We start from the raw sequence: 19,167 nt of genomic DNA on the forward strand, positions 1-19,167 counted from the left end.
ACCGCCGGGGGTTGGTCAGGCGATCTCGCGTCTGGCCCCTCCAGGGCGCTGTCGATCTCGCCATTGCTCGTCCATGGCCACGGGGGCATTGGACGGGTTCAGTGGCTCGAGGCCACGAATAAGGTCAGCGGCACGCTCCGCCACCATGATGGTGGGGGCATTGAGGTTGCCGTTGGGAATGGTGGGGAAGATGGACGAGTCCACCACCCGCAGGCCGGTAATGCCATGCACCCGGGTGTCCGGGCCTACGACGGCCTGCTCGTCCACGCCCATCTTGCAGGTGCAGGACGGGTGGTAGGCGCTTTCCACGGCCTGGCGGACAAAGGCGTCGATTTCCTCGTCGCTCTGCACATCAACACCGGGCTGGATTTCGGGCCCACGGTACTTGTCCATGGCAGGCTGGTTGACGATTTCCCGGGTCAGGCGCACACAATCGCGGAAACCCTGGCGGTCGTCCTCGTGCTGCAGGTAATTGAACCGAATGCGCGGCGGCTGGCGCGGGTTGTCAGACTGCACATAGACCGAACCACGGCTCTTGGGCTTGTTGTGGCCAATGTGTAGCTGGAAGCCGTCGCCGTTGAACGCTTCCTTGCCGTCGTAGCGCATGGCTGCAGGCAGGAAGTGGTATTGCAGGTCCGGCCACTCGACACCGGCCCTGGAGCGGATAAAGCCGCAGGACTCGAAATGGTTGGTGGCGCCCAGGCCATCCTTCTTCAGCAGCCAGCGAACACCGATCTTGAGTTTGTTCCACCAGTCGAGCTTGCCATTAAGGGACACGGGCTCCTTGCAGCGGAACTGGAAGTAGAATTCCAGGTGATCCTGCAGGTTGCCACCCACACCGGGCAGCTCGTGATTGACGGGAATGTCCGCCTGCTCCAGCACGTCACGGTTACCAATGCCGGACAGCTGCAACAGATGGGGCGAACCAATGGAGCCCGCCGAAAGGATCACTTCCGCTGACGCCTTCACATCCACCAGCTTGCCGTCTTTCTCATAGCACACGCCGGTGGCCTGTTTGCCCTCCAGCAGTATCTTGTGAACCAGCGCATGGGTAACCACGGTCAGGTTGTCCCGCTCCATAGCGGGGCGCAGGTAGGCGTTGGCGGTGGACCAGCGGCGGCCGTTCCTGACCGTCATGTGCATGGCGCCGAAGCCTTCCTGGCGGGCACCGTTGTAATCGTCGGTGGCGAAATAACCGGCATCCACGCCCGCATCCACAAAGGCCTTGTAGAGCGGGTTCTGCATGTTGTTGCCGTTATTCACCCCTAACGGGCCGCTGCCACCACGGTATTCATCACCGCCAAAGGCCCAGGTTTCGGCCTTCCTGAAATAGGGCAGGCAGTGGCGATAGTCCCAGCCGTCGGCACCCTGCTCCTGCCACTCGTCAAAGTCACGGGCATGGCCGCGTACGTAGACCATGCCGTTAATGGAAGAGGAGCCGCCAAGCACCTTGCCCCGGGGGCAGTGCATGCGGCGGTTATCCAGGTAGGGCTCGGGCTCGGTTTCGAACTGCCAGGCGTATTTCCTGGTGTTCATGGGGATGGATAGCGCCGTAGGCATCTGGATGAAGATGCTCTTGTCGCTGCCCCCGGTCTCCAGCAGCAGCACCCGGTGGTGGCCACCCTCGGTAAGCCGGTTGGCCAGCACACAACCGGCAGACCCGGCTCCGACAATGATGTAATCGTAGATTGCTTCTTTCATACGCGGCTCCCAGCCCGGTTAAAAAGGGCTGTCTATATCTTCCATTCCCACATACACCGCTTTCAGCTGGGTGTAATGATCGAGCGTGACACGACCGTTTTCGCGGCCCACTCCGGAGAGTTTGTAACCACCCACCGGCATTTCAGCCGGCGAGGCGCCGTAGCTGTTGATCCAACAGATGCCGGCCTCGATACGGTGAATCACCCGGTGGGCGCGGCGGATGTCGCTGGTGAACACACCGGCGGCCAGGCCGGTTTCGGTGTTGTTGGCCCGGTCGATCACTTCCTCCTCATCGGAGAAGGTCAGCACCGACATCACCGGCCCGAAGATCTCCTCGCGGCAGATGGTCATGTCATCGGTGCAGTCGGTGAAAATGGTGGGCTCGACGAAGTAGCCCCCGGGCGCGGATGCCGGTTTCGCGGCCTTGCCGCCGTGGCTCAGGGTGGCGCCTTCGGCGATGCCCTTCTCGATGTAGTCCAGTACCAGTTGCTGGTGCTTGCTGGAGATCAGCGCGCCGAAATTGGTTTGCGGGTCGGTGGGGTCGCCCATGCGGATGTTTTTCAGGGTACGTTCCAGCAACCGGTCAATGAATTCCGAGTAGATGCTCTCGTGCACAAAAACACGGGTGCCGTTGGTGCAGATCTCGCCCTGGGTATAGAAGTTGCCCAGCATCGCGGCGGAGACAGCGTTGTCGATATCCGCGTCGTCAAAGATGATCAGCGGTGATTTGCCACCCAGCTCCATGGTCACGTCTTTCAGGGTGGAGGCTGCCGCGGTCATCACTTTCCTGCCGGTGCCCACTTCCCCGGTAAACGACACCTTGGCGATCTCCGGGTGGTGGGTCAGCCAGGCACCGACGGCACCAGCGCCCTGGACCACATTGAACACCCCGGCCGGTACGCCGGCTTCGATGAAGATCTCCGCCAGCTTCAGGGCGCCCATGGGGGTTTCCTCCGAGGGCTTGAAGATCATGCTGTTGCCGGTCGCCAGGGCCGGGGCGGACTTCCAGCAGGCGATCTGCAGCGGGTAGTTCCAGGCACCGATACCGGCGCACACGCCCAGGGGTTCACGGCGGGTGTAGTAGAAGTCGCCGCCCAGGTCCTGCTGGTTACCCTCAACCGAGGGCGCCAGGCCGGCAAAATACTCGAGGGTATCCGCGCCGGTGACCACATCCACCACCTGGGCTTCCTGCCAGGGTTTGCCGGTGTCTTTCACCTCCAGCGCCGCCAGTTCATCATTCCGCTCTCTCAGAAGAGCCACGGCACGCTGCAGGATACGGCCGCGCTGGGCGCCGCTCATGGCTGACCATACCTTGAAGCCTGCCGTTGCGCTTTCTACTGCGGCGTTCAGGATGGTCTCGTCGGCAACTTCCACTTCATAGATCACCTGGCCGGTAGCCGGGTTAACTACCGGGAAGGTTTCGCCGGATGCGTTGGCCATGGGCTGGCCATTGATGAAGTTCTGATAACGGGGCAATGCTGTCATGGGGTTCAAACCTGAGCTGATGAATTCGTTGTCGGGTTGAGCGCGTTCAATGCAAATCGCTTACACAGCGTTTCCGCGGCGGCGAAGCCTTCCTGGGGGTCCGTGCTCAGCGCACTGCGCAGCCAGAAGCCGTCGATCATTGCGGCCAGCTGGCGCGCGGCTTCGGTGGCGGCCTGTTTCGGCAGCCGCTGGGCGAAGGAATACCGGAGGTTGCTGTACAGCCTGGCGTTGTTGATCTGCTGCAGGCGCTGCAGGCCGGGCTCGTGCATGGAGCGAGCCCAGAAACTGAGCCAGGTTTTCGCCGCCAGGTCCGAGCGCTGGAACTCGGAGAAGTTGGCTTCCACGATGCACTGCAGACGCTGCTCCGGCGAGCCGTCGGAGCCGGCCATCCGCTCCCGCAGTTCCTTGCCGAGCTGATCCAGCAGATACCGCAGCGCCGCTTCGATCAGCCCCTGCTTACCACCGAAGTAGTGGCTGATGATGCCGGACGACATACCGGCACGACGGCTGATGGAGATGATGGTGGTGTTCTGCAGACCCAGCTCGGCAATGGACGCCATGGTGGCGTCGATCAACTGCTGCTTTCGGGTGTCTTTTACTCCAACAATCGGCATCGTGTTCCTGATCTGATTTTAGTTAATTGAACGTTCAATTAAAATAAAGTGTACAGAAAGTAATCCACCCCTTCAACCCGGAGCCGTTTGCGCAAAAAAAACCCCGCTATCCGGAAGCCGGACAACGGGGCTGAAAAAACACGATCTGGTTAGGGGTCAGCCGTGTGTGAACCTGTGTTCAGACGGCGGTTCAGGCCGCCTCTTCTTCACTCTCATCAGCGGAGTTGCGGATCAGGAAGTCAAAGGCGCTCAGGGCAGCCTTGGAACCATCACCCATGGAAATCACGATCTGCTTGTAAGGCACCGTGGTGGCGTCACCGGCGGCGAAAACACCCGGAATTGAGGTCTCGCCACGGGCGTCGACGATGATCTCGCCGTGCTGGCTGAGCTCAATATCGCCTTTGAGCCACTCGGTGTTCGGCACCAGACCGATCTGGACAAACACGCCTTCCAGGGCAATGTGATGTTCCTCGCCGGTCACCCTGTCCTTGTAGCTCAGGCCGCTGACCTTGCCGTTCTCACCCACCACTTCGGTGGTCTGGGCGGAGGTCAGGATTTCCACGTTCTTCAGGCTGCGCAGTTTCTTCTGCAGTACGTCATCCGCCTTCATTTCCGAGGCGAATTCCAGCAGGGTCACGTGGCCGACAATGCCAGCCAGGTCGATGGCCGCTTCCACGCCGGAGTTGCCTCCGCCGATGACGGCAACGCGCTTGCCCTTGAACAGCGGGCCATCGCAGTGCGGGCAGTAGGCCACGCCCTTGTTACGGTATTCGTCTTCGCCCGGCACACCCAGCGGACGCCAGCGCGCACCGGTAGACAGAATCAACGTGCGCGCCTTGAGTGAAGCGCCGTTGGCCAGACGCACTTCGTGCAGCCCACCCTTTCTTGCTGCGGGAATCAGCTTCTCGGCCCGCTGCAGGTTCATGATGTCCACGTCGTACTCTTTGACGTGCTGCTCCATGGCGGCCACCAGTTTGGGGCCTTCGGTGTAGGACACGGAGATCAGGTTTTCGATGCCCATGGTGTCGGCCACCTGGCCACCAAAACGCTCGGCTGCGATACCGGTAGAGATGCCCTTACGCGCGGCGTAGATGGCAGCGGAAGAACCGGCGGGGCCTCCACCAATCACCAGTACTTCAAACGGGTCCTTGTGCTTGAGCTTCTCGGCTTCGCGGGCTTCAGAACCGGTATCCACCTTGGCGATAATCTGCTCAAGGGTCATGCGGCCCTGGCCGAATGGCTTGCCGTTGAGGTACACGCTGGGCACAGCCATGACTTCACGCTGCTCCACTTCATCCTGGAACAGCGCGCCATCAATAGCAGTATGCCTGATCTTCGGGTTCAGAACGCTCATCAGGTTCAACGCCTGGACCACGTCCGGGCAGTTCTGGCACGACAGGGAGAAATAGGTTTCAAACTCGAACTCGCCGTCCAGCGCTTTCACCTGCTCGATAACGTCTTCGCTGGCCTTGGGCGGGTGCCCACCCACCTGCAACAGCGCCAGCACCAGGGAGGTGAACTCGTGCCCCATGGGAATGCCGGCAAAGCGCACGCCGATATCGGTGCCAACGCGATTGATGGCAAACGAAGGACGACGTACATCCTCTGATTCTTCCGTGCGCTGGCTGATCTTGTCGGACATGGGCTCGAGTTCGTCCAGCAGCTGCTTCAGCTCCTGGGACTTTTCGCTGTCATCGTAGGCGGCAACCAGCTCAATCGGCTGCTGCAGCTTTTCCATGTAGGCTTTCAATTGCTCCTTGATACTGGCATCCAACATGCTCTCTATTCCCCTCTGAATATCATGAATCTGAATTTGTACACTCAGTTTGAGTCGTAAATCGAATATGTTGAAACGATACGTGCTGGCCAGCCAGAGCTCAAATTAATTGATCCAAAGTATTTAATAGGCCCTTGCTATTATGCCCGTTAAATCATGCAGATAGAAACGAAGAAGGCCCGCAGAGCGGGCCTTCCAGACAGGTTTCGCTGTTGCTGAAACCTTAGATCTTGCCAACCAGGTCCAGTGACGGAGTCAGGGTAGCTTCGCCTTCTTTCCACTTGGCCGGGCATACTTCGCCGGGATGGTTGCGAACGTACTGTGCCGCTTTAACTTTGCGCATCAGATCGTCTGCATCACGGCCGATACCTTCGGCGGTGATTTCCATCGCCTGGATAACGCCATCCGGGTCGATCAGGAAGGTAGCGCGGTCTGCCAGGCCCTGGCCTTCACGCATAACACCGAAGTTGTTGGTGATGGTGCCGGTCTGGTCGCCAACCATGTAGTAGTTGATCTTGCCGATGGTGTCGGAGCTGCTGTGCCACGCTTTGTGGGTGAAGTGAGTGTCGGTAGACACGGAGAATACTTCCACGCCCAGCTTCTGAAGCTCTTCATACTTGTCTGCAACGTCGCCCAGCTCGGTCGGGCAAACGAAAGTGAAGTCGGCCGGGTAGAAGAAAAATACCGCCCACTTGCCTTTTACGTCGGCTTCGCTGATCTCAACGAACTCGCCGTTTTTGAAAGCGGTTGCGTTGAACGGTTTGATCTCGCTGTTAATGATACCCATAAGAGATGTTCTCCTGTTGATTAGGTTTAGGCATTGGCTAACTTGAGTCGGCTAAGATATTGATCCGACCAGAAATATGCAAATTGATTGTTTTTAGTCATTCGATAGGAAACCGCTATTGCCGCCAGAAGCTAGGCTGTCAGGACTTCCAGGAAGTAGCTGTACAAACCAATACCGATCAATACGTTGAACGGGAACGTAATGCCCAGGGAGGCCAGCATCGCCAGCCCGATATCGGCGTCGGGGATCGCGTGTCGAACCGCCACCGGCGCCGCAATATAGGACGCGCTGGCGGTAAGGGCGCCCAGAATCACAATGGTACCAGTTTCAAGCCCCAGCCAGAGCCCTGTCACCAGGCCGGGCAGGGAGAGCAATGGCGGCATGCAGAGGGCGAAGGCAATGAGGCGCCAGTGGCGAAGCTGGACCTTGCGCAGGGTTTCCGCCGCCACCAGCCCCATTTCCAGCAGGAACAGGGAAAGCACCAGAGAGAACGCTTCCGTCAGCGGCGCGGTGACACCATCGCCCTTATCCGGACCATAGAGAATACCGATAATCACACCACCAACCAGCAACACCACGCTCCGGTTTGTCAGGGTTTCCTGCCACAGCGGTGTTCCGGTACTGCTTGTCTGGGCCGCTTCCTGGGTATAACGCCGGTATAACCACAACCCTGTGAGAATCGCCGGCAACTCCAGCAATACCAGATAAAGGGTAACCTGGCCGCCAGTTGCCAGCCCCCTGGATTCCACCCACGCCAGCGCAACGGCAAAGGTACCCGCGCTGACGGACCCGTAGTGGGCACAGAAGCTGGCAGCATCCGCCACGTTCAGACGGACCAGGTAGCGGAGCATGGGGAAGAGCACCAGGGGAATGGCAAAGCCCAACGCCATAATGGCCAGAATTTCCGGGATCAGCCCCCAGTGCAGGTTGCCATGCAGCGCCATGCCACCCTTGAGGCCGATGGTCAGCATCAATAGAAGACTGAGAATGTCGTAGACAGCTTTGGGAATTGTCAGATCCGAGCGAAGTGTTCCTGCAATTACACCCAGCAGGAAGAACATCACAATGATGTCTGGCATTAATCAAAAACTCCGGCAAAAAAAAGGGCCCCACAGGGGCCCCAGAAAAAACAATGCGTTCTAGGCCGACCCTGCCTGCTGAAAAGCTGGCCGGAACAGTATCGGGTTTACCTGCTCACGCTGTGCAGACACCTGGCCTGCCTGTGTTTCGACCACCTCGAAGATATGATAGGCCTCAGGGCCGAACAGGTCGAGTGCAGTGTCCAGGTATTGGTAACTGGTTGGTACGGGGTCACCGGAGTGCACCACCACAAACTGCCTCTCCACTACCGGTATGGCAACGTTCAATGGCTGTTCCACCCACAGGTAGACACCTTTCTGGGGTACCAGGTATTCGCAGCGAACCACGCGGTACCCTTCACGAAGTTTCAGGGTGTTGGGCTCTTTTCCGCACTCGAGACGGAACTTGTGAATTGTTTTCATGGCCGGTTCTCCTTCTGTGGAACACAATGCCATCATCCACAAACAATCAATCGAGAGGAATCCGGTTTTTTCTGGTTTATTATTCGGTTTTTTCGATCTTGTCGTCCAGCTCCGGCCGCTCTCTCAGCAACTCGGTCACCGCCGCGTTGTGGCTGCCCCGGGCACGTGTGACTGCATACAGATTATCCCTCACCTCCTGGATACTGGCGACGTGTACCACCCGGTATTGTCGACAGACCTCGTCACTGATGGCGGTTGGCGCCGCAAAATAACCCAGCCCCTCACGGCCGAAAACCTTGATCAGCGCACTGTCGTCCACCTCGGCCACCACTTTTACCCGAATGTTCTGGCTCGAAAACCAGTTCATCAGGGAACTGATATAGGGGGCATCGAGGGATGTCGCCAGGAACGGTTGCCGGTCAAGACTGGCTGGAAAATCCGCGGACAGTCTGGCAGCCAGTTCCGGGGCGGCAAACAGCGACATGGAGGAGCTCGCCAGCCGGTGGCTGCGGAACTGGCCAGCCTCGGCTGAAGCGGGCTGACGATCAGTCAGGACAATGTCCAGCTCCCGCTGTCCGAGGCGCTTCAACAGCTCGGTAGTATCACCGGTACGGCAGCTCAGCCGCACCTCACGGGACAGGGAGAGCGCGGGCTCGGTCAGGTGGTAGGCAATCAACTTGTGAATCGAGGCGGCAATGCCAACAGACAGACTCAAGGGCCTGTTTTCCGGCGGCTGACGCAGCACATCCGTCAGCGCCTGGGCGGTCTGGAACATCTCATCGGCATAGCTGAACACCGTGTGCCCGAAATCCGTCAGCTGAAGCGACCGGTTGGCGCGCCGGAACAGGGCATTGCCCAGTGACGACTCGAACGTTGCCAGTTGGCCGCTGAGGGTTTGTGGCGTCAGCTCAAGGCTCTCTGCAGCCCGGACAATGGAACCCTCCCGGGCGATCACCCAGAAGTAATAAAGATGCCGAAGGTTGAGGTTATCCATGCTGACTATCAATCATGAGGGTGTTTGTGACTCCTGGCCGTCAGAGTAGCGAAGGATCAGACTTTCCGAAACTAATCTTTCGGGGGCCGCCACAGTGGAACCTCCTCGGGTCTCGGTTGCTGCCAATCCTGATGCATGGCGTGACTCAGCGTCTCCTCCAGTTTCATGAACAGTTCGCTGTAGCGGGGGCTAAAACGGATCCCCTCCTCAATGTCCTTCCAGGCATCGAATAATTCGTCCTCGTGGGCTTTTTCATTATTGATGAATGACCAGGTCATTTGCCGCGCCCGCAGTGGATGCACACCAACTGCGGTCAGGGCATGGCCACCCAGTTCCAGGGCAGAGTGATAGGTTTCACTGACCACATCATCGGCGCCAGCCTGCCGCAACTGATAACCATGGCCTCTGTCGAAAGCACGCGCCAACACCCAGACGCCCGGGTAGTGTTGTTTGACATGCTGGACAAGAGCCACTGCCCGTTCCCGATCATCAATGGCGACGATCAGCAGGCGCGCACTGGCAATGCCCGCTGTCTCCAGCAGTGCCATTCGGCTGGCGTCGCCAAAGTAACTCTTGATCTGAATACGCCGCAGGTTTTCAATCTGATCCAGGGCCAGGTCCATAGCCACAATGGGAATTCTGCTTGCGCGCATCAACCGACATACGATCTGTCCGAAGCGCCCAACCCCGGCGACGATAACCGGGGCCTGTTCATCTATCGTATCCTCTTCCAGCTGCTCATTACGGGCATCGCGGTATCGCGGCAGAACCAGTCGGTCATAGGCAATGAACAATAGCGGCGTGAGGAACATGGACAGCGCCACCACCAGGGCCAGTACCTGGGTGATGTCTGCCGGGATAACCCCGTTCTGCGCACTGTAAGTCAGCAGCACAAAACCGAATTCACCCGCTTGAGCAAGCCCCAGGGTAAACAGCCAACCGTCCCGGCCTCGCAGCCCGAAAAGTAGCGCCAGAAGCAACAACACAGCGGCCTTTACCACAATCACCACCAGCCCGAGGGCCAGTACCGTGTCCCATTGCGCTGCCAATACGTCGAAATTGATGCCCGCACCGACCGTGATAAAGAACAGCCCCAATAGCAGCCCTTTAAAGGGCTCGATATTGGCCTCCAGCTCATGACGGAATTCGCTGTTGGCAAGAACCACCCCCGCGAGAAAAGCTCCCAGGGCAGGCGACAGGTTTACCACACTCATTAATGCTGCAATACCAATCACCAGCATCAGGGCGGTAGCCGTAAAAACCTCCCGCATACCAGATTGCGCCACGTAGCGAAACAACGGGCGGCTAAGGTAGTGGCCACCTACAATCACCGTGGCAACGGAGCCAATCACCACCAGGGCGTGAGCCCAATCCGGCAGGTGCGCCACCAGGCTGTAACTGCCATGATGCCCTGCGTCCGTCGAACCAACGCCCGCCAGACCGGATATCGTCAACAGGGGAATGACCGCCAGCATCGGGATGACCGCGATATCCTGGAACAGCAACACCGAGAAAGCACCACGACCGCCTTCGGTCTTGCTAAGACCCTTCTCATTCAACGTTTGCAGAACAATAGCCGTGGATGACAACGAGAAAATCAGGCCAACGGCGATGGTGGTCTGCCACTGCAGCCCCAACCACCAGGCGATGGCCATTCCGGCGCCGGAGGTCAGCACCACCTGCAGGCCACCAAGCCCGAGCAGACGGACCCGCATGGCCCACAGTGATTTCGGGTCCAGCTCCATGCCTACCAGGAACAGCATCATCACCACGCCGAACTCGGCGAAATGCTGAATGGTTTCGGTTTCCTGTCCTACCAGCCCCGTCACCGGTCCGATGACCACACCGGCCACGAGATAACCCAGTACGGACCCCAGTCCCAGGCGTTTCGCCAAAGGCACCGCAACAACTGCGGCGGTCAGATAGATAAACGCCTGGATAAAGTATTCCGTCATTACTGCTCCATCAGTTCAGCGAGGAATCAAACTTGCGGAAACCATTCTTTCCGGCTTTCTTGGTAGCGTACATAGCCTTGTCGGCCTGGGAAATCAGCGACCCGAAATCAGCGGCGGTTCCGGGAAAGGTTGCGATCCCCACGCTGCAACCAACGGTAACCGGTCCCTCACTCAGCTCAACCGGTTCACTGGCCTGGGCAATAATCCGTTCCGCCAAAGGCTCACAGGGATAGTAACCTAACTCCTGGGTATTTCCGTCCACCAGGTACAGCACCACCTCCCCGGTAGGATTGCGCTCTTGCTGGGCAATGGCATCTTCAAGGTTCTCCTCGAAAGCGGCGCGGTTGTGTAAACCCGTGAGAGAATCGTGGGAGGCCTTGTAGAGGATGGCTGCTTCTTTGCGCCGGTCTTCGGTGATATCCCGGGCAATGGCGAACAGTTTGGTGGTGACATTGCTGATCGCGGGGCAGTGCCAGGCAATCCAGCGCCAGCTTCCGTCCTTGGCAAGGTAGCGGTTTTCAAAGTTGATGCTGTCACGACTGCTTCCCAACCCTTGCAGCTCTCTGAGGGTATTGGGCACATCATCAGCGTGTACAAACTCAATGAAAGGGCGGGACATCAGTTCTTCCTTGGTGTAACCAAGGGCATCTGCAAATGCCGAATTGACCCGCTTGAAGTAACCGTCCAGCCCAGCAATACAAAGCATCTGCACGGAATGCTCAAAAAACCACTCCCACTCGGTCAGGCTTCGGTGGTAACGCGCGAGCTGACCTGACAGCAGCTCCTGGCTGTCTGCCAGTTGTTGGTATTCCTGTTCCAGCCTTTTAAGCCTGGATTCAAGACGTTCAAGCTGCTCAGCTTTGTCGCGAAGACGGGCGATAATCTCCTGATCAGGGTTGTCCTCGTTCCCCATGGGTACCAGCCTCCGAATACCGGATCTCTCCTGTCGCGCTGCATTTACAGAACCCGCAAAGAGAAAACCCTTATTCTCAACATAGCACTCCATCCCAATATTGTGAACAAATGTTCACTTTCACCAATAAGCCCCGAGTTTCGCGGTATGGCTGTCTATCTACTGATTATCCCCGGTAACCGGCCCACCGGTGGTTTCGCCATCGCCCTCACTGCTCAGCCGTCGCCAGTAACCGGTAAAAGCTGCGGTTGCCTTCCAGTGCCTCTCTGGCTATCTCGCATCTCTCACGAACGTTGGTTTTACCGGTACCGGCTACGCACAGCGTTTCATTCAACTTGTCGTACAAAGGCACCTGATAGCGATTGGAAAGATAGTACTGATCCGCCACATACGCCTCCGGCAGATCCAGTTCAACCAGTTTGGTGACGGCTTTTCGCATCAGCGATTTACGCGTCTCCGCATCCATTGTCCCGTGCTGGTCGAGAAACTGGGTGGCTGCGCTCAACACGCTGAAGGTAGCGTCGGGGCTCTCGATGAAAGCCACGGCCATCTGTTCAGCACGTTTCTGGTCGCCAAGACTGGCCAGCGCACGGAATTTGATCAGTTGCAGGTGGAGGTTGGCCGGTTCCTGCTTCAACGCCTGGTCAACCAGACCAAGGTAAGCCGGGTTCGAAGGCTCCAGTCCATAAAGGGCCTTCAACGAAGTCACTGGCTTCAGCGTGTCCAGATCAACTCCCAGTGACGTGAAGGAGCGCGCCAGAGTGGCGCCCTCAAGACCATAGATAACAGACCTGACAATCTGGCGACGCTCTTCCGAGGACAGGTATTCCCTACCTCCCATGTCGTCGGACACCGCCTTCAGCCAGCTCTGTATCTGGTTATCACTGATGTCGGTCTCTTCCTTTTTCAGTTTTTTCGCCGTCACCTCCGCCATCTCCTCGTAAGCGCTGCCGGCAACGGGTACCTCGTCCTTTCCTTTCCTGAGTTTGGTCAGCATGGCAATCATTGCCATCGGGCTGTAGCGGGATTTCTCCAGTATTTTCGCTGCCAGCAGATCAGCTTCCGTTTCCTGCCGGCGATTCCACTGGGTGAAGCCTGCCGCAGCCACCAGGGCATCCGTTGACCCGCCCAGACGCATGGTCGTCTTCCTGGCATCCTCGTCATCGCTGAATATGGAGATGGCCTGGGCCAGGTCCGTCAGGCCTTTTGTGGCGGACTGCAGCCTGTTCTTTTCGTAATGGTCCAGCCAGAGGTGCGCCAGTTCATGGGACAGCAATGCCGCCAGCTCATCCCGGGAATCCAGATACTCGAGCGTGCCGGCCTGAATGATGATGGTGCCATTGGGATAGGTGAAACCACCAAAGCTGTAGCTGGGCCCAAGCCGGACCTGGCACCGGCAGGGCTCTCCCGCCCAGCTCTGTGACAGTTCTTCGGCGATGGCCTGGAGTTCAGCCGTAACTGACTCTGCAGCCAGCGGCGCGATACTGTCACTCCGCAACAATACCGCATCGGCCATTGGGTCCTGGCCACTCGCCTCGTGCTGTGCCGCTCTGGCAACAAGTTCGTCCAGGTGTTTCTGGCGCAGCTCACCATCCTCCGACCATTCGTCGGATTCATAAGGGGAGGTGCTGCAGCCGGCCAGCAGCAGACATGCAGACAGCGTTGCTCCGATAATAAGGTTGTATCTCATCACTCACACTCCTCATCAACGCCGCGTGCGCTGGCAATGCGGTAATCGTCCGAAAAGACTGCCGGCGACTGGTCGCAGTAGACAATGGATTTGATGGATTGATCTGTGATGACTTCCGGAACATAGGCCCGGTACTTTTTACCATCCGATCCCACGAACAGGTATTGCCCATTTTCCTTGCCAATGATTTTCAGGCCCGGGGAGTCCTTGTTCTCCAACTCCGCCAACAGACCAAGGTCCCCCACTCGCACGAAGGAACCATCAGACGTCATGACAAATGCGTGTTCCTGATCATGGAAGCCTGTGATGTACTGCGTCTCGGCCAAGAGCGGGCTGCTTAATAGAACAAGCAAGCCAACCCAGCGATGATATCCTCTCATTTTCCATCTCCTTTCGTTCCTTACGGATGGCAATCAGCAACAGCGGTGTAAGGCCAATCAGTTCAGCCAAAGAACCCGGTGTTCGATTCACGGAAAGCGTCACCGAATAAATTATCCCCAGCAAAAACAGCACTATGAGGATCTCAAAAAGTTCCATCGCCAGCTCCGACCACTCCGAGTGTCCGGAAGGGCTGCCTCTTCCCCATCGCCAGTTCACGGAGGCTCGCACCCCACATACGACAGCGATGAATAGAGCCGGCCAGGCCACCAGCAGATCGAGGGGCAAGGTCCGGCCGGGCAGTCCGAAGGACTCCAGGGAGAGCGACAGCCCCATAGGTTTGACGTAGTCCGCCCCATGGAGTAGCAGGTTGCGAAGAGCTTCAGCATGCAGGTAAACACCTGGCAGGCGGCCGGGTGTCGGAGGGTCAAACAGGTCTCTGGCGGAGGGAAGGGAAACGCCTACTATGGCAATTCGCTCCCGTGGGGTTTCTTCGTCTCTGGATAACGGATAGCAGCCGGGCTCCGTGCAGAACACATCGTTCATGGTAGCCGTGGGTACCGGAGGGCACACTCGCAGGCCTTCGCTATTAACGGTTTCGGGGCCAACCATATTTCGCCCCGCAATGAAAAACAGCTCGAACCATGCCAAACCTGATTCAGACGACTGACAGTTGAGCGATCTGGCCACTCGCTCTGCCTCTACGGGCATACCCCATTTCAGGTGCATGCCCGCCGGCTCCGGGGCCAGCAAAGCCTCTTCTGCTTTCGACAGCCCACCACAACCGGACCGCTTCGTTCGTTCGCAATAGGCCCGATACCCGGCCACCGCCAGGGTCGGAACAGCCACGCCGTCGGGAATCAGGACACTGGTACCGTCAGGAAACACCTTTTCCAGCGGGTAGGCATCCCCATGGCCGGACCATCCGGCCAGTCCGAGCCCGCTAGCCGCCTTGACCAGTGGATGAATCGAGGGCTCCAGCTCACCCGGATCAGATCCGGCGCTCAGGACAATGGACATGCCGGCGTTGTCGCGAAGATGCTTCAGACGAGTGACCAGAAAATCGAAACTGTCATCCGTGCTTCGGGCCCTGTAAAACGTGATATCGAGAATAACCGTGCCGTAACCCCGCCGGCGCAGGGCATCAATCAGCAAGCCGTGGTCGCTGTAGGCCAATGGCCAATCGTTAGCCGTGAGATAGCCATTATCTTCGTGGGAAAGCGTGCGAATGGAATGATCGTCAATAAGTATAACGTCGACAACATCGGCGGAGTCTTCCCCTCCGGCGGCGAGATGGGACGAATAGAAAGGGGAGACCATGCGGTCAAAAGCATTGGAAATGGCCTTGCTGGTGCTGGACCCGATGCCGAACGGATCAACAATCACCAGTACATAGCCTACAACCAGCACCAGCCAGTGACGCCGCAGTATCTGAAGAAATAATATGCGCTTGTCCATGCCTTGCACTCGAGCCTCCGCGTCGGGCGTGGTCCCGGACAGCCCGCACTGCGGAAGCGAGCATTTCGTGAGGTCTTATGCAGGCAAGTTTCAAGCCCTTGATCAATTTTTGATCTATTAGCAAGTGCTTGGCTCAGGCGCCCCGGATTCCTCCTCAATAAGATGTAAAACAAATCGACATATTTACCGGCTGTCTGATCTGTGATCTGTATGTCAGCAAGGCATTCTTTTTCTAATCCCTTGCGTTCCACTGGTGTTGTAGCAAGGTACGCTCGGCATCCGGCCCGATGGGAGAGCCGGCCATAATCCTGTCCAGGGTCTGGTCAAGTACGCTTCCACCACTGGCGGTCTGGTAGGTATCAGGTGCCGACGAGGGCCCGGCTTCCGCACGGGCCACGCGCTCCCACGTACCCGCGTCGCTGCGACAGGCGATCTGCTCCGTGGCAGACGCTTCCGTCTCCAGGCGGAACTGACGGCACCATTCTCCGCCCTGGCTCCGGAAGGTCAGCCTTGGTGTCAGGGTGGCTTCATGAGTGACCTGATACACCTCACCACTGGGCTGAGTATCCAGAATGTCAGCCACCGCAGGCCATGCCGGGTCACTGTCCGATGGCAGTGTCAGCCATTGCGTCAGCGCCACCCCGGCAATCACAGCGGCCGCGACAGCCTTGCCAGTGTGCCCCCGCAGCCTGCGCCACCAGGGGAAGGTAACAACGTTTTCCCGCTCTGGTGCGGAGCCCCCGGCAGGCTCTGTCTCGAGCATTCGGGTTACCGAGGCCGGTAGTGGGCGGTCGTCAATCGAGCTGTAATGAGCCTGCAGCTCCGCATCCACTGAGGCCAGATCCGCCAGACGGTCCGCCAGCACCGGATCCTCCGCCAGCTGGTCCCGGACCGCTTGCATCTCTGCGTTGGTCAATTCGTTGTCGAGGAAGGCCGACAGGGTTTCGTCGTTGATGTTCATGTATCGGTCCTCATGGTTACAGGTGCCAGTATCTCACTCAATGCTGCCCTGGCGCGGGCCAGCCGGCTCATGACTGTGCCCCTGGGCACGTCCAGGATGTCAGCCACAATCCTGTAAGGCATACCCTGGATTGCCACCAGCGAAATGATCTGGCGCTGATCCTCCGGCAACCGGGCCATGGCGGCATCCACCCGGTTCCATTCAATCTCCTTGGTGGTCTGGTGTTCGCCATTGACCACCTGGCTGTCGGTCAGCTCGGGACGCTGGGCGGCTTCACGGCGAACCTTTCTGGCGCGACATTCGTCTATCCATACGTTACGGCAAACCCTGAACGCCCACCTGGTGAGATCGGCATCGTCCGGTGTGTCCCGGGTCAGCAAACGCTCCACCGTGTTCTGCAGCAGGTCGTCAGCATCAGCCATGGAGCCGGTCAGCGAGTAGGCAAATCGGCGGAGCCTGGGTAAAAGTTCGGTGATTTCCTGTTGCATAACGTTCTTTTTCAGAAGTGTTGCCAGTAAAACGGATGGGCAACCGGTTTATTCCATGAAAAGTGGAATTTTTCCCCGCCCAGGCCGTTTAACCCATGAAATACACTCGAACCCGGACTGGTACGATGAAACACCTCCTCATGACACGCTTGCTGCCTGTTATTCTGCTCTGCCCGCTTTCCGCACCGGCGATGGCACTGACGGGAGGCAGCCTCCCGGACAGCCAGGCAACCCGGATTTCCCGCCAGGTGGAGGAGAAAGCCGGGCAGCTGGTAGAGCGGGCCATGGACAGACGCCTTGAGAAACAGGCTGAGGCAAAGGCCAACGCCATCAGAGAGCGACTTGCCGAGCTGCCTGCGGCATTACCAATACACACGACGGCAGGGCAAAAAGCGTTCAATGAGGTGGCCCTTGATGACGGCTTCCGGGCCGTGGAGCGTCAGTGGATGGTTACAGGCACCGCCTCGGATATCGACAGCCTCCGTCGGCCGGGAATCACGCTTCTCGAACGCCGGGAACTCTCCGGGCTGGGTATGACCGTGGCCCGGTTCCGGGTCACCCCTGAACTGGACTCCCGCGCAGCCCTGGAAAAGGTCTTGCCGGAACTGGCGGAGCGGTTGGACCGAAACCATGTGTTTGAACCGCAGGCTGCGGAAAGCCCGGACGCTCAGGAAGCCGGAATCCCGCAGTGGCAAAGCCTGTGCAGTGCGCCCGCGCGGGTGGGCATGGTGGACACTTCAATTGCCACAGACCACCCGGTGTTCAGGACTGCACGGATAGTCCAGGAACGTTTTCTGGCGATGGCAGATGTGGACGGGCAGCTGCGTGAACCCAGGGACCACGGCACCGCTGTCGCCAGCCTGATGGTGGGCAGCTTTGGGGACCAATGGCCGGCCCGGCTGCCGCAAGCCACGGTATTCAACGCTTCGGTATTCTATGACCGCGATCGCAGCCTTTCCGGGGCCACCCTCGGGCATCTGCTGGAAGGGCTGAACTGGCTGGCCAATCAGGATCTGGCGGTGATCAACATCAGCCTGACGGGCCCGGACAACCGGCTGCTCGCCACGGCAGTGGACAGCTTGCGGGAACAAGGCATCCTGCTGGTGGCCGCCGTGGGTAACCAGGGGCCGGCCGCCGGGCCGCTGTATCCTGCCGCCTACCCGGATGTCGTGGGTGTGACGGCGGTGGATGCTTCCGGCGAGCTTTACCGATGGGCCAACAGAGGCGAGCAGGTGATGTTTGCCGGCCCCGGGGTTTCTGTTCCTGTGGCAGATCCGGACGGGGGAATGCGTGCTGACAGCGGTACCTCGCTGGCAGCCCCTGTCGTCACGGCCGCCATCGCATGCCGTCTTGCCCGGCAGCCGGCCGATCAGGTTATCCGGGCCCTGGTTGAAGAAGCCAGGGATCTGGGCAGGCGCGGCCGTGACAACAGCTTTGGCCACGGCCTGCTGGACCTGTAATAGCCGAGGGTCAGAACCCCGCCCGGAGCGTAATACCGGCCACGGTCCTGTCGTAGTCAGCGGAGTCCACGTTGGAGGTGTAGTTGCCCCAGGAGATGCTGGGCTCCAGGCTGAACACATCACTGAGACCAATCCGCCAGCTTGCCTCCACAATACGGGCCCTGTCCGCCCGTCTGCTTGTCGAACGCTCGGTCAGATCACCCGCCAGAGGGTCGTTCAACAGGGGGTCCGAGCTGGTTACGGTGACCTGGTCGTAGTCCCGGTCCTCATAGCGCCAGCCGAGCCGGAATCTGTTGTCCTCGCCACCGAGGGTGAACCTGTGCACCAGAGCGACCCGGACCCGCAGCAGGTCATTGTCATAGGCGTCCGCTTCCGCATCCTCGCGATCGCCGTCGAGACCCAGTAACAGATAACTTCTTGCCTGGTTGAAAAAGAAGAACGAGTCCAGGCTGGCGCCACGAATGTCGGCATCCCGTGCATCGCTGTCGTCGAAGTCCTTGCGCTTGTCCTGCACGCTTGCCAGCAGGTATACATTCTCCCCCACCAGGCTGCCCAGGTAGATGCCGGCCCGTCGGAAGTCGAGGAACGGGTCCGCCCCCAGAGTGGTATGGGAATAGTGATAACTGGTGCCGATGGTTACCGGATCAAAGTCATAACTGATGTCTGCCGACAGCAGATGGATATCCTGATCGAACTGGTCGAGGCTCTGGTAACGCCTGCCCGACAGTGAGTAACCGAGGGTGATGTTGAGCGGCTCGGTGGGTTTCAGCACACCTTCGAGGCCGGCATCAAATACCTGCGCCTCATCGCTCTGGTCAGAGGAGGTGTCGATTTCATCCACGGTCACATTGCTGTCGTGTTCGAAACCGGCCTCGAGGTGCCCATTCAACCGGGCATGTTCCTCCGCCTGTAGCTGAAGCCACGGCATGGCCATACCCAGTGCCAGGGGTAACGTCAGAATGCGTGGAATTGATTGCATGTCTGCTCCTTGTTGGCAGCCAAAG

The 19,167-nt window shown here is 58.7% G+C and carries 17 protein-coding genes; 1 reads left to right on the forward strand and 16 read right to left on the reverse strand.

Annotated elements, in window-relative coordinates:
* Positions 1-15: 15 nt before the first annotated feature.
* From betA to QPM17_RS17250, 15 genes are all read right to left on the reverse strand, one after another.
* Positions 16-1,701: a choline dehydrogenase gene (gene betA / locus QPM17_RS17180; RefSeq protein WP_285392227.1), complete on the reverse strand. Its 1,686-nt coding sequence runs from the start codon at positions 1,699-1,701 to the stop codon at positions 16-18.
* A gap of 18 nt (positions 1,702-1,719) precedes the next feature.
* Positions 1,720-3,186, reverse strand: coding sequence for a betaine-aldehyde dehydrogenase (betB, locus tag QPM17_RS17185; RefSeq protein ID WP_285392229.1), 1,467 nt, complete (start codon positions 3,184-3,186; stop codon positions 1,720-1,722).
* A 5-nt stretch (positions 3,187-3,191) separates the two neighbouring features.
* Positions 3,192-3,800, reverse strand: a complete 609-nt coding sequence (gene betI / locus QPM17_RS17190) for a transcriptional regulator BetI (RefSeq protein ID WP_285392231.1) — start codon at positions 3,798-3,800, stop codon at positions 3,192-3,194.
* Between the two features lie 190 nt (positions 3,801-3,990).
* On the reverse strand, positions 3,991-5,577 hold the full coding sequence (gene ahpF / locus QPM17_RS17195; RefSeq protein ID WP_285392233.1) for an alkyl hydroperoxide reductase subunit F: 1,587 nt from the start codon (positions 5,575-5,577) through the stop codon (positions 3,991-3,993).
* Between the two features lie 223 nt (positions 5,578-5,800).
* Positions 5,801-6,364 carry an alkyl hydroperoxide reductase subunit C gene (gene ahpC / locus QPM17_RS17200; protein WP_285392235.1) on the reverse strand — a complete coding sequence of 188 codons (564 nt, stop codon included), beginning with the start codon at positions 6,362-6,364 and terminating at the stop codon, positions 5,801-5,803.
* A gap of 131 nt (positions 6,365-6,495) precedes the next feature.
* On the reverse strand, positions 6,496-7,443 hold the full coding sequence (locus QPM17_RS17205; protein WP_285392237.1) for a sodium-dependent bicarbonate transport family permease: 948 nt from the start codon (positions 7,441-7,443) through the stop codon (positions 6,496-6,498).
* Between the two features lie 60 nt (positions 7,444-7,503).
* The gene (locus tag QPM17_RS17210) at positions 7,504-7,866 is read right to left on the reverse strand and encodes a DUF7352 domain-containing protein (RefSeq protein WP_285392239.1); all 363 of its coding nucleotides are present in this window, start codon (positions 7,864-7,866) and stop codon (positions 7,504-7,506) included.
* Positions 7,867-7,945: 79 nt separating this feature from the next.
* A complete protein-coding gene (locus QPM17_RS17215) occupies positions 7,946-8,860 on the reverse strand; it encodes a LysR family transcriptional regulator (protein ID WP_285392241.1) in 915 nt (304 codons plus the stop codon).
* A gap of 71 nt (positions 8,861-8,931) precedes the next feature.
* Entirely contained in the window at positions 8,932-10,815 is a 1,884-nt protein-coding gene (locus QPM17_RS17220) for a monovalent cation:proton antiporter-2 (CPA2) family protein (RefSeq protein ID WP_285392243.1), read from the reverse strand.
* Positions 10,816-10,825: 10 nt separating this feature from the next.
* Positions 10,826-11,728, reverse strand: a complete 903-nt coding sequence (locus QPM17_RS17225) for a PAS domain S-box protein (protein WP_285392245.1) — start codon at positions 11,726-11,728, stop codon at positions 10,826-10,828.
* Between the two features lie 208 nt (positions 11,729-11,936).
* Positions 11,937-13,418 (reverse strand): M48 family metalloprotease, encoded by a 1,482-nt coding sequence (locus QPM17_RS17230; RefSeq protein ID WP_285392247.1) that lies wholly within the window; start codon positions 13,416-13,418, stop codon positions 11,937-11,939.
* Positions 13,418-13,690 (reverse strand): hypothetical protein, encoded by a 273-nt coding sequence (locus QPM17_RS17235; RefSeq protein ID WP_285392249.1) that lies wholly within the window; start codon positions 13,688-13,690, stop codon positions 13,418-13,420. Before QPM17_RS17235 ends, QPM17_RS17230 begins: the two co-directional genes overlap by 1 nt.
* Before the next feature lie 19 nt (positions 13,691-13,709).
* Positions 13,710-15,254 (reverse strand): CHASE2 domain-containing protein, encoded by a 1,545-nt coding sequence (locus QPM17_RS17240; RefSeq protein WP_285392423.1) that lies wholly within the window; start codon positions 15,252-15,254, stop codon positions 13,710-13,712.
* Positions 15,255-15,486: 232 nt separating this feature from the next.
* On the reverse strand, positions 15,487-16,215 hold the full coding sequence (locus QPM17_RS17245) for an anti-sigma factor (RefSeq protein WP_285392250.1): 729 nt from the start codon (positions 16,213-16,215) through the stop codon (positions 15,487-15,489).
* Complete coding sequence (locus tag QPM17_RS17250) at positions 16,212-16,703, reverse strand: RNA polymerase sigma factor (RefSeq protein WP_285392252.1); 492 nt, start codon at positions 16,701-16,703, stop codon at positions 16,212-16,214. Before QPM17_RS17250 ends, QPM17_RS17245 begins: the two co-directional genes overlap by 4 nt.
* A gap of 125 nt (positions 16,704-16,828) precedes the next feature.
* On the opposite strand from QPM17_RS17250, the gene QPM17_RS17255 reads away from it, so the two are divergent.
* Complete coding sequence (locus tag QPM17_RS17255; RefSeq protein WP_285392254.1) at positions 16,829-18,163, forward strand: S8 family serine peptidase; 1,335 nt, start codon at positions 16,829-16,831, stop codon at positions 18,161-18,163.
* Positions 18,164-18,173: 10 nt separating this feature from the next.
* On the opposite strand, the gene QPM17_RS17260 is transcribed toward QPM17_RS17255, so the two are convergent.
* On the reverse strand, positions 18,174-19,142 hold the full coding sequence (locus QPM17_RS17260) for a surface lipoprotein assembly modifier (protein WP_285392256.1): 969 nt from the start codon (positions 19,140-19,142) through the stop codon (positions 18,174-18,176).
* Between the last annotated feature and the right edge of the window lie 25 nt (positions 19,143-19,167).

This window comes from Marinobacter azerbaijanicus (assembly GCF_030250645.1).
Lineage (GTDB): Bacteria > Pseudomonadota > Gammaproteobacteria > Pseudomonadales > Oleiphilaceae > Marinobacter > Marinobacter azerbaijanicus.

Bases quoted from the DNA above. Each gene is read 5' to 3' on its own strand.
- betA (WP_285392227.1), bottom strand. From the start codon at position 1,701: ATGAAAGAAGCAATCTACGATTACATCATTGTCGGAGCCGGGTCTGCC.
- betB (WP_285392229.1), bottom strand. From the start codon at position 3,186: ATGACAGCATTGCCCCGTTATCAGAACTTCATCAATGGCCAGCCCATG.
- betI (WP_285392231.1), bottom strand. From the start codon at position 3,800: ATGCCGATTGTTGGAGTAAAAGACACCCGAAAGCAGCAGTTGATCGAC.
- ahpF (WP_285392233.1), bottom strand. From the start codon at position 5,577: ATGTTGGATGCCAGTATCAAGGAGCAATTGAAAGCCTACATGGAAAAG.
- ahpC (WP_285392235.1), bottom strand. From the start codon at position 6,364: ATGGGTATCATTAACAGCGAGATCAAACCGTTCAACGCAACCGCTTTC.
- QPM17_RS17205 (WP_285392237.1), bottom strand. From the start codon at position 7,443: ATGCCAGACATCATTGTGATGTTCTTCCTGCTGGGTGTAATTGCAGGA.
- QPM17_RS17210 (WP_285392239.1), bottom strand. From the start codon at position 7,866: ATGAAAACAATTCACAAGTTCCGTCTCGAGTGCGGAAAAGAGCCCAAC.
- QPM17_RS17215 (WP_285392241.1), bottom strand. From the start codon at position 8,860: ATGGATAACCTCAACCTTCGGCATCTTTATTACTTCTGGGTGATCGCC.
- QPM17_RS17220 (WP_285392243.1), bottom strand. From the start codon at position 10,815: ATGACGGAATACTTTATCCAGGCGTTTATCTATCTGACCGCCGCAGTT.
- QPM17_RS17225 (WP_285392245.1), bottom strand. From the start codon at position 11,728: ATGGGGAACGAGGACAACCCTGATCAGGAGATTATCGCCCGTCTTCGC.
- QPM17_RS17230 (WP_285392247.1), bottom strand. From the start codon at position 13,418: ATGAGATACAACCTTATTATCGGAGCAACGCTGTCTGCATGTCTGCTG.
- QPM17_RS17235 (WP_285392249.1), bottom strand. From the start codon at position 13,690: ATGACGTCTGATGGTTCCTTCGTGCGAGTGGGGGACCTTGGTCTGTTG.
- QPM17_RS17240 (WP_285392423.1), bottom strand. From the start codon at position 15,254: ATGGACAAGCGCATATTATTTCTTCAGATACTGCGGCGTCACTGGCTG.
- QPM17_RS17245 (WP_285392250.1), bottom strand. From the start codon at position 16,215: ATGAACATCAACGACGAAACCCTGTCGGCCTTCCTCGACAACGAATTG.
- QPM17_RS17250 (WP_285392252.1), bottom strand. From the start codon at position 16,703: ATGCAACAGGAAATCACCGAACTTTTACCCAGGCTCCGCCGATTTGCC.
- QPM17_RS17255 (WP_285392254.1), top strand. From the start codon at position 16,829: ATGAAACACCTCCTCATGACACGCTTGCTGCCTGTTATTCTGCTCTGC.
- QPM17_RS17260 (WP_285392256.1), bottom strand. From the start codon at position 19,142: ATGCAATCAATTCCACGCATTCTGACGTTACCCCTGGCACTGGGTATG.